Source organism: Microcoleus pseudofavosus SVA1_A4 (genome assembly GCF_036700565.1).
In the GTDB taxonomy this organism is placed as follows: Bacteria; Cyanobacteriota; Cyanobacteriia; order Cyanobacteriales; family Microcoleaceae; genus Microcoleus.
The window spans coordinates 1-13,999 of sequence record NZ_JAUBPE010000118.1; the positions used below are offsets into that span (position 1 = coordinate 1).

Genomic DNA, 13,999 nt, shown 5'->3' on the forward strand with positions numbered 1-13,999 from the left:
TCCATCAATTTGAGTACAACTTTCAACCTTCACTCCAGGCAAGTCTAATATATAGTCCAAATAAAAGTCCATGAGAATAAATGTATTGTTTGTTACATTATACACCATAAAGTCAGGAGAGCCCTTCGTTTAGATTCATTATCTATTTGCGAGCAATTTAACTAATGATAAGCTATTATTTCAGTTTTGCTACATTACTGCATCAAGCTGCAATAACTTGTAACCTCAGCAATAGATCTCGCGCCCCAACAAGATCCTCGATGTTCCTTACTTCACAGCGTGCAAATTGATAAGTAAGTAGCTACAAATAAACATTACATGGTTCAGGCGGGTGAGTTCACTCCTTTATTCGCTGGTATCATAGATATTAACCGGGACTCGCCCTTACAAAATACTATTGTTTTGTTTGTGCTTATATAGTTAGATATATTGGAGAATTCTGAGTTTTATTGAATAAAGTGAGAGAATTAATTACCGATAATTATTAAACTTTAGAGCTAAAAATCCCAACTCTAAAATCTAAAATATAAAATCTAAAATCAAATGACGCCCGCTAAAGTTTCCCACCAGTACAAAAGCACTTTACAGGAAATCCGCAGGCGTCAAAATCAAGCAAGCTTAAATCTTAGAAAAGACCCAGCGTGAAAGATTTGTCGATCGGGAAAATAGCACCAATACCCAACCACAGAGTTACCGCAGTTCCCAACAGGAAAACAGTAGTAGCAACAGGGCGGCGGAACGGATTTTGGAACTTGTTAACATTCTCGATGAACGGAATCAAAATCAAGCCCACGGGAACACCAGCCATGCAAGCAATACCCAACAATTTGTTAGGCAAAACGCGCAGAAGTTGGAACACAGGCCACAAATACCATTCCGGCAGAATTTCCAGCGGAGTAGCAAAAGGATTAGCAGGTTCCCCAACCAAAGCCGGGTCTAGTACCGCCAAACCCACGCACAGAGAAATCGTTCCCATGATGACTATAGGGAAAACGTAGAGCAAGTCATTAGGCCAAGCTGGTTCGCCGTAATAGTTGTGACCCATGCCCTTAGCGAGCTTAGCGCGGAGGTCTGGATCGCTCAAATCTGGTTTTTTGATAATAGACATAGTGAGAGTGTTCTCCTTTTAGTTTTACCCGGGCCTGGGATTCCGCTGTATTCGTTAGTCTGAATCAGCGGCGCGATCGCAGGAAGTATTGACCGTAAATAAATATCATGAGTGATGAATTCTGAATTTTCAATTCAAAATTCAGCGGGGGGCAAAAAAATACCGCCCCCACAACTCAAAACTTACAACGGGCCAGAGATACCTTGCTTGCGAATCATCAAGAAGTGAGCCAGCATGAATACTACAATCAGCCAAGGCAACACAAAAGTGTGCAAGCTGTAGTAGCGAGTCAAAGTGCCTTGACCGACGCTGACACCGCCGCGCAGCAGCTCAACAAGTGTAGAACCGACAAACGGGATGGCTTCGGGGACGCCGGAAACGATTTTAACTGCCCAGTAACCGATTTGATCCCAAGGCAGCGAATAGCCGGTCACGCCGAAAGAAACAGTGATGACTGCCAAGATTACTCCTGTCACCCAGGTTAACTCGCGGGGCTTTTTGAAGCCGCCGGTCAGGTAAACCCGGAAGGTGTGCAAAATCATCATCAGTACCATCATGCTGGCAGACCAGCGGTGGATGGAGCGGATCAGCCAGCCGAAGTTGACTTCATTCATCAGGTATTGCACTGAAGAAAAAGCTTCTGCTACCGTGGGACGGTAATAGAAAGTCATGGCGAAGCCAGTAGCAAACTGGATCAGAAAGCAAACTAAAGTAATTCCGCCCAAGCAGTAGAAAATATTGACGTGCGGGGGTACGTACTTCGTAGTGATGTCATCGGCGAGCGCCTGAATTTCCAGGCGTTCCTCAAACCACTGGTAGGTTTTTGAGTCGGTGATTTGTTTAGAAAACATGGAGCCAGAATTCCTAAAAGAATATTGCTGTGGTTGAGGTTCAGGGCAGCAGCCACAAGGTTTTTTGTCGCCCCGCGCCGAGCAGCTTGCTTTTACTAGCAAATGCCGGAGGCTATTTTTTAAATTTGGAGCTGACGAAAGGAACTCTATTGTGCGATCGCCTGCAAGCCCTGGGAAACTAAGCGGTCGCTTGTCCCTACTCGCTGGCGTTGCCCGATCGAATTCCAGACTGTGATAAAAAATGTAACATAATTACCGTGCAAATTTCACGCTAGCGATGCTTTGGCAGAGTCTCAAATACCCTTTTCTGCAAGCTCCACATCCGCCCCAAGCTGGCATACAGCCAAGAGCCGAGCCCAGGACGAAAGTCCGAGCCGGCCAGCGGGTCGCTGGGGAGTAAATTTTAATATTAATGATAAAACTTCACTCTTTTGCGATTAAATGTTACATTTAACTAATTTTTTGTTCGCGGCGGACGTTTGACGAATGCCGAATGCCTTGGGAAGAGTTAAATGCGCAAAAGCTTAAAAGCCTACAAACTTAAAATACAGCAGATGCAATACTTGCCTATCTTTTACAGAAAAATCATGCACCGACGAGTTTTCCAGATTGCTATTGTACTTTTCCTCCAAGTTGCCCTGGTTCTAGGCCCGTGGGTCGGACCTGCGGCAGCGCTAACTCCAGAACAGCAGCTTTTGAGCGAAGCTTGGCGAATTGTCAACCGCTCTTACGTGGACGACAAATTCAACTCTAAAAACTGGTGGTCGATTCGCGAAAAAGCCGTCAAGCAACCGCTCAACGACAGACAGCAGACTTACACGGCGATTCAGGGGATGCTGGCGAATCTCGACGACCCCTTCACTCGACTGCTGAAACCCGAACAGTACCGCAGCTTGCAGGTTAATACTTCGGGGGAATTGACGGGTGTGGGGCTGCAAATTGCGATCGACCCCCAGACAAATACCCTGACAGTGGTGGCTCCTTTGGCAGGTTCACCGGCGGATAAAGCTGGCATCCAACCCCTCGATCGCATTCTGAAAATTGACGGCACTCTCACCTCAGAATTGAGCCTAGACGAAGCGGCAACTCGAATGCGCGGCCGCATCGGCACTCCTGTTACTTTGACCTTGGGGCGCGAGGGAAGGGACGCTGCTGAGGAAATTGAGCTCGTGCGCGATCGCATTGCTCTAAATCCGGTTTACGCCGAATTGCAGTCTGGGCCAGAGAATTTACCGCTGGGCTACATTCGCTTGAGTCAATTCAGCGCTAACGCCACTGAGGAAGTTGCTCGCGCGATCGACCGCTTGGAAAAACAAGGAGCCGCCGCCTACATTCTCGACCTGCGGAACAACCCGGGCGGATTGTTGCAAGCCGGGATTGAAATTGCCCGCTTGTGGCTCGATTCCGGGACGATCGTCTACACTGTGAACCGACAAGGCATTCTCGGCAGTTTTGAAGCCTCTGGACAAGCCCTAACTGACGAGCCGCTGATTGTTTTGGTGAATAAGGGAACTGCCAGTGCTAGCGAAATTTTGGCTGGTGCGCTGCAAGATAACGGCAGAGCTCAACTGGTGGGCGAAAAGACTTTCGGCAAAGGGCTGATTCAGTCGCTGTTTGATTTGTCTGACGGTTCCGGGTTGGCCGTGACTGTGGCTAAGTACGAGACGCCGAACCACACAGATATTAACAAATTGGGGATTGCGCCCGATCGGGTAGTGCCTTTGGAACCCATTGCGCGCGATCGAATCGGCACTTCTGCAGACCTGCAATATCAAGCTGCATTGCAACTGCTGAAAGAAAAAACCGTGATGGCAAAGTCAGTAGTCAGTAGTCAGTAGTCAACAGCATTGCCCGCTCAGCTTCGGGCCGGCCGCTCGCGCAGCCGAAGGGTCAACAGTCAACAGTCAACCGTCAACCGTCAACCGTCAACCGTCAACCGTCAACCGTCAACCGTCAACCGTCAACCGTCAACCGTCAACCGTCAACTCCCCTACTTTAAGGTTGCGCCGTTGACTCCTCGGCATCGGGTGCTTCGGGTTCCTGCAAAATCACCTGACGCTGCTGGGGGTCAACTCGATTGCTTTGCTCTTGCATCACAGTTTTAGCAAGACTGGGGTCAAAGTAGCGGTTAAAGTCCGATCGCGACTGATTTACTCGCCCTTGGGTAAGATTGACTTCAGCTTGGATTTCGTGCAATTTTTCTTGCACGGCCCGGTAGTGAGGCCAAAGCTGAATCAAAGCTGAAGTCGCACAGACTGAAAGTACAATGTTGACTGCCAACTTGACTCCTGTTTCGGCGGCGAGCGTTTGGTGAGGGTAGGAACGCTGGCGGCTGCTGCTGCGACGAGGAGTAACCCGAGGGGAGTTTTTTACAGGACGCAGTGGGGTAACGGTGGGTTGAATCGCTTGCATAATTTTTTTTTCAAATACCTGAGACTGACGTTTTAGAGCTCACAAGAGCAAAGTCTGAGCTTAACGCACACTCGCCCCTGTTCGTCAGGGTGCTGACAGCCAAAATTGTTAAGACAAAGGTGACGCCTGAAGACGGAATTTCCCAATAAAAATGCCTGCCCTTGCAGTCTCGTCTTGCTGACCACAAACAATTTACTCCACTGTGGCAGCAATTGTCTGTAATGCGAGAGATTTAACTGCTCGGGCAGGCGATCCAGCGGTTCGCGACTGGTGTCTGGAAACTACTTGTACAGTTCAGTTGACAGCCGGAAAGCCAAGATTCCGGGAATCAAAGCTATTACGAGCGCTACGTAGACTTGGGTATCTGTTAAAGACATATTCGGGAAAACTCCTTTTCGCGGACACGAGCTTTCACCAATTTGAGACAAATTGGCGCTTTTGGGAATCATTTGTTACAACTTGCAACACAAATGGTGCGTCCGGGGAGGAGTGGCCCAGTGGCCCAGTGGGGGAGTTTGTGAGTTTGTGAGTGTCGGAGGGGGAGAATTTTTCCTTGTTTCCTCGGACTGCTTCCTTCGGACTTTGTTCGGACGATCGCCTGCCACAGAATTACCGCGTTAGGTTAAGATAAGTGAAGGTGACACTAATTTTCGACAGAGCAGGTGATTTGCGCTGCGCTCTTCAATTTATAAATCTTAGGTGTACAAAAGAGTTAATGCTAGATCAATTTCTCGACGCTTCACCCAATTTTGGAGTTGACGGCTTTTTATTATTGTTGGTTTTGGTGGCTTTGGAGGCGGTGCTTTCGGCTGACAACGCGATCGCCCTGGCGTCTATTTCTAAAGGTTTGGAAGATGCCAAGGATCAGCAAAGAGCTCTCAACTTGGGTTTGATAATTGCTTTTGTACTGCGGATCGCACTAATTTTAACGGCTACTTGGGTGATCCAATACTGGCAGTTTGAACTGCTTGGAGCTCTCTACCTGCTGTGGCTTGTTTTCCAACATTTTACTTCAGAGACAGACTCCGAAGGAGAACATCACGGGCCCAGATTTGCCTCTGTGTGGCAAGCAATTCCCATGATTGCTTTTACGGATTTAGCGTTTTCATTGGATAGCGTTACTACTGCGATCGCTGTTTCTGACAACACTTTTATCGTCGTAACTGGCGCTACTATTGGAATTATTGCCCTGCGATTCATGGCCGGATTGTTCATCCGCTGGCTGGATGAATTCGTTCACCTAGAAAGTGCTGGTTACATCACAGTTGGGTTCGTGGGAATGCGATTGTTGGTGAAAGTAATAAATCCGGAGTTAGTCCCTCCGCAATGGCTGCTCGTTTCCAGTATCGTCTTGATGTTTGTGTGGGGATTTTCTAAGCGCACTCCCGAGCCAGTCGAGATGGCAAAATCTCTAGAAATTGCCCTCAACCAGCCGGATTCAGAAGTTGCACTGCCGGAATCGCAAGGACAGAAGTCCGAAATTTAACATATTTTCATCAGAATAAAAGTAGCTTAAATCTGTCAAACCAACAAGATTGAAAGCTGGTTAAAACGTGCAAAAGCCTTTCATCCCGGTGACTTTAGTCTGGGGATGAAAGGCTTTTATTTTGTAAAATCGTTTCCTTGACTACCCGATCGAACTCATAGGAGTAGAGTTAGGAGTATGGGAAGGCAGTTATCAAAATCAGGCCCAGCGATGGTTGCGCTGGTGGGATAACCAAGGTAATTTATTGCGAACTGGTAGCGAACAAGCCAAACTCGAACGCCTCCACACCGAACAGGAACGCCAACGAGCCGATCGCGCACAGCAAGCCCAACAGAATGCGATTCCCCAACTGCTGGCTATGGGTTTAACGGTAGAGCAAGTTGCGATTGCGCTGTCGCTGTCGGTGGAAGATGTGCAGAGATTGGGGTAAAGTGCGATCGAACCCAGATGCAAAAGAACGGGAGTGCAAAATTTAGTCGATCGATACTGCGGCAAAAAGAGGGTGGGAACTAACAAAATAGATATGCGATTTAACGGTGAAGTTGTGCGGCAGCAGATAAGCTTAGCATCACCACGAATATTTATCGTCCGTCTACTCCTGCGCGTTGTTAGCACTCTCCCACCGCACCGCATTTTCAAGTTATCAAAGCGTTTGGGCTGATTGTCTGACTTCCAGTTCCTCAAGGCGAACCTTCTTCACTATCTGTTGGCCCTTGACCACTATAGTAATTTTCTCGGAGGATTTTAAGTTCTGGCAAGTCAAATATGTCAGATGGATTACCTTCAAGAGCAAGATTCCGTGCCCTAACGAGCATAGGATCGTTTACATTCACAGAAAATTCTTGCACAGCATTAGGTTCAAACTGTCCCAAAATTAATAGATAGTTTTTCTCTAACCTGCTTGGTGGTCGTGGTTCAAAGCGCAGAGCAGTCTTCACTGCTTCAATATGGTGACTTCGCTTAAACTCGTTATACTTGTGTCCCAGATATAGCCAAGTCTCAGTCGCCATCAGCCTTTCAGCTATACTAACCGAACCATCTGAAATAGTCGCAAATTCAACAATCAGTTCCCATTCTTGAGCATCAATGTTCGGTAGAAAGCGCATTGCCCTGATCGTAATCGCTTTGAGATATTCAGCAGATTGCTCAAGATTTTGATAATATACCAATAAACTTCTTATTTCAGCAAGATAGCCTTGTCGCGCTAGATTTTCCAGCACATTTATGGGTTCGCGGATTATCCAAAAGGCTTCACGCAAAATTTCCATTAATACGCCACGTATATCCTCAAGCCCCAAAATAGAAAGTCTATAGAGAGCAAAGCGAATATATCTTTGCAATTTACGTATCTCATTAGAATTACTACCATCTGACTCGTGCAAACTTTGCCAGCTATCCTGGAATAGCTTAACTAATTCTCGACGTAATTTATCTCTATTATTGTCCCAGATGTTGTTAGAACTCGTGAAAGAAGCAGCCCATTGGATGATTGCAGTAAAAGAATCTTCGTCTGGTGGCTGTGTAGACTTTAATTCTCCTTCTAATCCCAAAATTTCTTTTTGTTTTGATAAGTCTCTATCACGACTCTTTATACTGAATAGGTACTTGTATATTCTGCGACTAAGATCGGTTTTATGCGTATAAATTCTTATGGCTCTTAGGCATTGCTGATAACGTTCAATGTTATGCCACCAAAGTTCATCATTGCGATAGGAGCTTGAGAAAATAGCACGGTGTTCTGAGTTCAGTATCCAAAGTGGGTTCACAACACTATCAAAGCGCTCGCTCAATTTTTCTAGAAGTTCATCATCATTAGATTGCTCTAAAAACGAAGAGACTTCGTAGATTTTCTCTGTTTTTTTATCGTTGAGATTTAGACCTAGCTTTTGTAACTCATCTGTTAAAACACTTTCAATTACATCCATATCTTCGGGATTTGGAATGATTATAATCATGTCATCAACATAACGATGAAACTCAACTCCCCATTCATTACCACTGCCAAATTTTGCATCTACTGAAGTTAAATAGATATTTGCATAAAATCCCGAGCCAATGCTTCCCTGAGTAATACCTTGACCCAATTCATGTTCATCAATATTTTTAGAAAGTAATAACCGAATTAGCCAACGTACACGTTCACTCACTGTTAATTCGCTGGAAAGTTCAGTGCAAAGCCGATCTTGAATAATTTTTGTATAAAATGATTCAATATCTACTCTTAGGATTGCACCATTAGGGTAGTTACTAGCACTGCCTCGTGCTTTTTTCATGTAATCACGATAAGCATCAAACCAATATTCATATAGATACTCTGTCTCTCGAATATCATGTTTTGCAGAGATTTTATACGCATAGCTGCTACCTCTCAACTGAGAAGTTTTATCACCTAATTTCTGAATGATTGCTACTGAAATAATTTCTTCTTCAATACGCGAAAGTCCTTTAGGTCGAATACCTTTTGCGTTCTTAGGAACTTTATAGGATATCAAATCATTTGTTAGCGCAACGTCATCATAATAAGCATTTAATTGCTCATGTAAGTCGTAGAGTCTAACTTCAATATCTCGTTCAAACAGGCGCATTTCAGTCTCATCAAATAAGGCTTCTCTTAAAAGATTGTTTCGTGCTCTTGCCCAAGCCAATCTAAGATTTTCAAGACTGATAACCCCATTCCAATCCTTATCTTCCGCTAAATCAGCACTGCATATCGTCCGAAAATCAGCATAAAAGTTTATAGGATCACCAGTTTTATCTCTATTTTTATCTTTCCAATAACTACTATTCGGATTCTCAAAAAATATTTGATGCTTGTCGCCATGTATTTGTTTAACTGTATGACGCTTACCTATAACATCTCTGATAGTAGATGCCATTTCTTTGACTCGTTCTTCTAATGTTACTTCACTGTTAGTATTAGCTTGAACATATTTTTCTATATTTTTGGTTGCAATAGTCAAAATATGCATCGTATCAACTGGTACATCTTCAATTATCTGCCTATAAGCATTAGCCTCAGCATTGCCAAATTTTTCAGGAACCTCTGTAAGAAAATCGCACATTTCAGGATCTATTTCCATCAAGGCATTATACTCATCTTCCTGATTTCGGAAATTTTGACTGAAGGGAGAAACAACATTTAATTGAATTGTCAAAATATTTGAAAGACAAGGAAGCTGTAATATACTCAGTTCTTTTTTGAGATTTTGAATTATTCCGGTAGTGGCTTCTGGGAAGCCGCTTTTTACACATACGAAGTTGAGTTCTACTGCGTCTACAGCAGAATATTTCAATTTAGTCATAAGTTGCTTGTAAAGAAGAAGTGAAAATTGGGTAGGATCTACGCCAATAGCCAAAATGCTAATATCATTTGAGATTTCGCCTTTTTCTTTTAAGGTAAGTATGGTCTCTAGGACAGCAGCAGTACCCGATCCTGCGCCACATCCTATATCTAGAATACAAAATTTTTGCTTATGCCTAAGCCAGCTTATTAATCTATTTTCACTAACAACATTTTCTAGAATATGTGCAGCTTTAAAATAGTGTGTCGGAAAAAGATGATAATACTGAACGGCCACACTCTTTAGATCTTTCTCTTGTAAGATTTTTGGCCATTTCCCGCGAGGATCTATTGATTTATATCCATTGGCTGAGTCAAGGCCATCAAGCCACTGATGTACAGCAGTATAGGCATCTGCAACAAGAGGATGAAATTGGCGATATATAGGTTGTGGTTCACTCATTGAATGTATGCCTCTGGTATTTGGTTAATGAATTTGCTTCGGGGCTTTGAGAAACCCCTAGAATCTCTTGAGGAAGCTGAGATAAATAGTCTTTGCTTTGCTCTTGTCATTGCGACATAAAATAACCGCCTTTCTTCTTCTAATTTATTGTCGCGAACACTGAAAAAGCTAGGAAACTCATCCTCGGTAGCGCCTGCAATAAAAACACTATCAAATTCCAGACCTTTGGATTGATGAACTGTGATAATAGGAACTTGGTTATCGTCTTGAGAAACTTGATCTAAGTTTTTAGCAAGCGCAGTAAATTCAAGGATGCTGCGTAAAGACGTGTCAGGGTGCAAAGCTGGATCGTCGCGTTCTTGAAAAATTTGTACAAGATGCCGGAGGTTTAGCAAGCGTTTTTCTTCTGCTTGGTAATAACTGTATAATCCAGATTCCACCAGTAAGTTATCCAGGAAATCTGAAGGTCGCAGTGATTCGCTAGCATCACGCCAGTGTTCCATCTGCTCAGCGAGTTTTTCAAACTCCTCGCCATAGCGATATACTAAGGCTTGTCGATAATCAGCTCTCTGCTCAACCAATGGTATTAGCAATGCCAGTAAATCAATTGTGGTTCTCACATCATCCATTGCCTTGTGGCTAGGCAAATGTGCAAGATTAAAACGATCTGCTAATATTTCCAAACTGTAACGCTCAGACTCAATAAAGCGATTTGCTAGCTCTAATGTGTCTTCCCATTGCAGTTTCCGAGCAGTAATACCAACTTTTTGAGATTGGGCAGTCACCATCTTGATGTCAAAGCCTACATTATGCCCAATCAGCAGAGAATCCCCAACAAACTCGAAGAACTCGCCGAAAACATCTTTCGCATATCTACCATTTTCTGCCAAAAAGCGATCGCTATGTCCATGTATTCGTTCTGAGTCACCCACACTAACGGTATTTGCAATGTAAGCGTGAAACTCAGCCTGTGGTTTTCCTCCAACTAGGCAAATTGCAGCTATTTCGACCACCTGATCTTGGCTCACTGAAAACCCTGTTGTCTCTACATCAAAAACCGTTACTACTCCAGATGAATAGGCTTTTAACAGTTCACTGAAAGGATCTCCATCTATAAAAGTCCGGTTTGATACCATGTCCGTTAAGCTCAAACCGCAATCCTTTCCTGACTCTATTACATTTTTTATTGTCGCATCACCGATCCCACGATTTGGGCGGAGTAGCATCCGACGCATTGCCCCTGCATCAAAAGGGTTGAGAATGAGACGCAGGTAAGCCAGAGCGTCTTTTACTTCCTGCCGCATGAAAAATTGGAATCGTTCAACCGTGACGCAAGGAATGCCCATGCGCTCCAATGTCCGACTCACAACTTCTGTGCGTTTATGACTGCGGGCAAGAACTGCGACTCGGCTGTAGACAAAATCCGTTTGATTGCCTGCTAGCTGCTGGATTTGTTTACCAATCCACTCTGCCTCTGCTCGTTCATTATTTGCTAAATGGACTTGAATCAACTCACCGACTTCTGATTCAGGCGCAGGTGTGATTTTTGTTTGTCGGTGTTCAAATGAATCTGCAAACCCAGAAGCCGCATTGAGAAGGGTTTTCGTTGCTCGATAGTTCCAAGCTAAAGAATACTTTGTAGGGTTGAAATCACGATTGAATTGCTTAATTACGCGATCGGGTTCTGACCCTCTCCACTCATAAATAGTCTGATCCAAATCCCCAATCATTGCCAGATTGCCGCTGTTAGCTGCCAAGTGCTTAACGATGCCGTACTCCGACAAATGGGTGTCTTGAACTTCGTCAACTTGAACAAAATCAAACTTATCTGCCCAACGTTGGCTAATCTCTAGTTCATGCTCTAACATGACCCGAATATAAAAAACGAGATCGGCAAAGTCTAAGGCGTGACGCTTTTGAAGGATACTTTGATACTGAGCAGCACGTTGGGCATAGTTATGACCTAATGGGGCATATAGATTTTCGACTAGATTATTCAGCGATAACTGGCGATCTTCAGCCTGCACTTTGCAATTAGCTAACTTAAAGAACAACTCCTTGGCATCCCGATCGTTCGATTTATCGAAAACTTCCTTGACCAGTTCAATACAGTCGGCATCGTCATAAATCACGAAATCTGCTGGCAGTCCAAACTGACGAGCCTCAACTCGTAGTATGGAAGCACATAAACCATGAAAAGTCTTGATTGTCAGATGTTTTAATTGATCTGGGCAATATCGAGATAGCCGCTCACTCATTTCTTTGGCGGCTCGATTGGTAAATGTCAGACAGAGAATGCGTTGAGGAGAGATGCCCCGATTGATTGCACACAGAACTCGCTCTGCTAAAACACGAGTTTTGCCTGTACCAACCGGAGCAAGTACCAAAATTGCGCCTTCTATATGGCTAGCGATCTCGTTTTGTTCAGAGTTAAGCTCGTTGCTGTACATGATGAGTGGGGGCTTTAGCGAACAATTTTAGCTTCGGTAATTCGGCAATGTCCTCAGTAATTTTTAAACTTTTACAATGCTGAGTGCTTCACTATTACTCTCATAAGCTGTTCTGCATTTAAATTGTATGTTAAAAAACAATCAAACTCTTGTGGGGTGGGCGTCCCGCCCGCCCTGAATATACAATTTAAATGCGCGGCAGCTTAACTAAGCTTTAACTGAGAGCTTACGATTATTCAACGTGTCGCATCCCATCAGTAACTTCCCAACTGCCCCCCAACAGATAACTCAGAGGGCTAACTATTAATTAGGCTGACTTGCTCCATTTATCTACGGACTCTACCAAATAGAAAGAAAACTTGCAAGTGATTTACTAAATTTCAGTGAATATACGGAAAGCTTATCCGTAGAATACATAGGGCTTACATAGGGGGCCCAGAAACCGGGTTTTTTTACGAAAAGACGCGTTACACACCGCAAATTCGGTAAAAAACCCGGTTTCTTTGTCGGAGTGCGTAAGTCCTGATACAGCTATTTTCCTGAATAGATGGCAACGTTCCGTCTATTTCTTGACCGTTGTCGGTCTAAAACGAGAATTTGCTCAAATCACCAGATAGCTGGTCTTCATATTCCCTCTATTTCTGTGAATATATGGACAATTGCCGTCTATTTCATCATCGAACTCAAGTTCAAGCAACTTTTAGACGCAGTGCGTGCGGTGTATCTGCCCTTGATGCTGGAGGAGAAGTACCTCATGCCGATCGCCTTTTCTACACAACTCGATCGGCAATTGCTACGCTGTAACAGAATTAGGTATGTATACCCCATATCGGACGATACCCGTGCTGGCGGTTGTAAGCCGCTTTTCTACCAGCTATTTTATGCTGAATGCTCCTGAGAGAAAACTCTGCGATGCGGCTAACCTGCGTTCTTTTGCTCCAGCGCTTGTACCCATCGGCTACTGGGCCTGCAAGGAATTCATACCATCGCTGAATCATTTTTTCTGTGGTGAAATCTTCAGCGCGCTTGTGCCCGTTGGCTACCATTTGTTGATAAAGTTCAGGCTGTGACTTAAACAGTTTAACTGCCTCAAATACTTCTTGAGGTGTTTTCACTTCGATATAATCAAGGTCTGATTGTCTCTGTTCGCGGAAGGCTGGCTCAGGTCCGAGTAAAGCTGGTACTCCCGCTATCCAAGCATTAACCAGTTTACTAGCTGGTTTGACTAAAGCATCTTTTTCAGTGAGATCGCGCACAGCTAAAACTAAATCATCGGTGCTGTAGTCATGCCACATTACAGGTCCACTTTCAGGTTTGCCATTAATTCTGAGTTTGACACCCCGTTTTTCTAGTTGTTGCTTAAATTCAGGAGAACGAAACGATTCAGACAAATTTATTTCGTCACCTTTGAAAACAATATTTTCAATTGTACTGCCTCGTTCCGAGCGCCTCGGTATAAGACCAGGTTGGGGCCAGATAGGCATGAATATATCTGTTTCTGAATCGACACAGGCTTTATTTTGCATAACAGTGAAATCGCAAAGAGGAGGTTGAAAACCATCACCACGACAACGTACAACAAAGGAGTTAAAAGTCCGCTCCTTAATCCCAAAATCAAGGGAACTAACAACACAAATCTGTCCCGGAATAAACCTGTCTGAAATTGAGACATTGAGGTGCTTTCGCTTCAGATACAAATAGGTAAGGATAATCCAACAGTCTTCGTTAGTTTGAATGCGACTATGTAATAGACCTCTTGCGAAAGTGCGCTCGTTCTAGGTAAAATAAAAGAAATAATTAGCTCCCCTAAGATGAATTACGAACAAGTACAAAAGTTAAACCCCGCCGACTTTAAACGGTACTGTGGACTACATCAAGAGACATTCAAAGAGATGGTAAAAATAGTCATGCGCAGAAAAAGTTTTTCAAAAAAAATCAGGCAGACCAAG

General features: G+C 44.1%; 11 protein-coding genes and 1 pseudogene. 5 read left to right on the forward strand and 7 right to left on the reverse strand.

The annotated features are described in order from the left end of the window. Positions 1 to 625 precede the first annotated feature (625 nt). Positions 626 to 1,108, reverse strand: coding sequence for a cytochrome b6-f complex subunit IV (gene petD / locus QUA02_RS31195; RefSeq protein WP_333033520.1), 483 nt, complete (start codon positions 1,106 to 1,108; stop codon positions 626 to 628). A 182-nt stretch (positions 1,109 to 1,290) separates the two neighbouring features. Beyond that, positions 1,291 to 1,959 (reverse strand): cytochrome b6, encoded by a 669-nt coding sequence (gene petB, locus QUA02_RS31200; protein ID WP_193972836.1) that lies wholly within the window; start codon positions 1,957 to 1,959, stop codon positions 1,291 to 1,293. A gap of 29 nt (positions 1,960 to 1,988) precedes the next feature. Between petB and QUA02_RS31205 the strand changes: the two genes are divergently transcribed. Then, complete coding sequence (locus tag QUA02_RS31205) at positions 1,989 to 2,141, forward strand: hypothetical protein (RefSeq protein ID WP_333033522.1); 153 nt, start codon at positions 1,989 to 1,991, stop codon at positions 2,139 to 2,141. Between the two features lie 405 nt (positions 2,142 to 2,546). After that, entirely contained in the window at positions 2,547 to 3,797 is a 1,251-nt protein-coding gene (gene ctpA, locus QUA02_RS31210; protein WP_333033532.1) for a carboxyl-terminal processing protease CtpA, read from the forward strand. A 157-nt stretch (positions 3,798 to 3,954) separates the two neighbouring features. Here ctpA and QUA02_RS31215 read toward each other — a convergent pair whose 3' ends face one another. After that, positions 3,955 to 4,371: a slr1601 family putative cell division protein gene (locus QUA02_RS31215; protein WP_333033523.1), complete on the reverse strand. Its 417-nt coding sequence runs from the start codon at positions 4,369 to 4,371 to the stop codon at positions 3,955 to 3,957. Positions 4,372 to 4,652: 281 nt separating this feature from the next. Beyond that, on the reverse strand, positions 4,653 to 4,748 hold the full coding sequence (psaM, locus tag QUA02_RS31220; RefSeq protein ID WP_015174804.1) for a photosystem I reaction center subunit XII: 96 nt from the start codon (positions 4,746 to 4,748) through the stop codon (positions 4,653 to 4,655). 338 nt (positions 4,749 to 5,086) lie between these two features. Here psaM and QUA02_RS31225 point away from each other — a divergent pair, with 338 nt between their 5' ends. Together QUA02_RS31225 and QUA02_RS31230 are read left to right on the forward strand one after the other, a co-directional pair. Then, positions 5,087 to 5,857: a MeeY/MeeF family manganese export membrane protein gene (locus QUA02_RS31225; RefSeq protein ID WP_333033524.1), complete on the forward strand. Its 771-nt coding sequence runs from the start codon at positions 5,087 to 5,089 to the stop codon at positions 5,855 to 5,857. A 142-nt stretch (positions 5,858 to 5,999) separates the two neighbouring features. Further along, positions 6,000 to 6,287 (forward strand): annotated as a pseudogene (locus QUA02_RS31230) (Uma2 family endonuclease); the annotation flags it as partial. Between the two features lie 250 nt (positions 6,288 to 6,537). On the opposite strand, the gene QUA02_RS31235 reads toward QUA02_RS31230, so the two are convergent. Together QUA02_RS31235 and QUA02_RS31240 are read right to left on the reverse strand one after the other, a co-directional pair. Beyond that, entirely contained in the window at positions 6,538 to 9,600 is a 3,063-nt protein-coding gene (locus QUA02_RS31235; protein ID WP_333033526.1) for a reverse transcriptase domain-containing protein, read from the reverse strand. After that, positions 9,597 to 12,050: a 3'-5' exonuclease gene (locus QUA02_RS31240; protein WP_333033527.1), complete on the reverse strand. Its 2,454-nt coding sequence runs from the start codon at positions 12,048 to 12,050 to the stop codon at positions 9,597 to 9,599. The genes QUA02_RS31235 and QUA02_RS31240 overlap by 4 nt, the downstream gene beginning before the upstream one ends. A gap of 651 nt (positions 12,051 to 12,701) precedes the next feature. Between QUA02_RS31240 and QUA02_RS31245 the strand changes: the two genes are divergently transcribed. After that, on the forward strand, positions 12,702 to 12,854 hold the full coding sequence (locus tag QUA02_RS31245; protein WP_333033530.1) for a hypothetical protein: 153 nt from the start codon (positions 12,702 to 12,704) through the stop codon (positions 12,852 to 12,854). A 5-nt stretch (positions 12,855 to 12,859) separates the two neighbouring features. Here the strand turns inward: QUA02_RS31245 and QUA02_RS31250 are convergent, their stop codons facing one another. Beyond that, positions 12,860 to 13,576, reverse strand: coding sequence for a glycosyltransferase (locus QUA02_RS31250; protein ID WP_333033531.1), 717 nt, complete (start codon positions 13,574 to 13,576; stop codon positions 12,860 to 12,862). Positions 13,577 to 13,999: the final 423 nt, after the last annotated feature.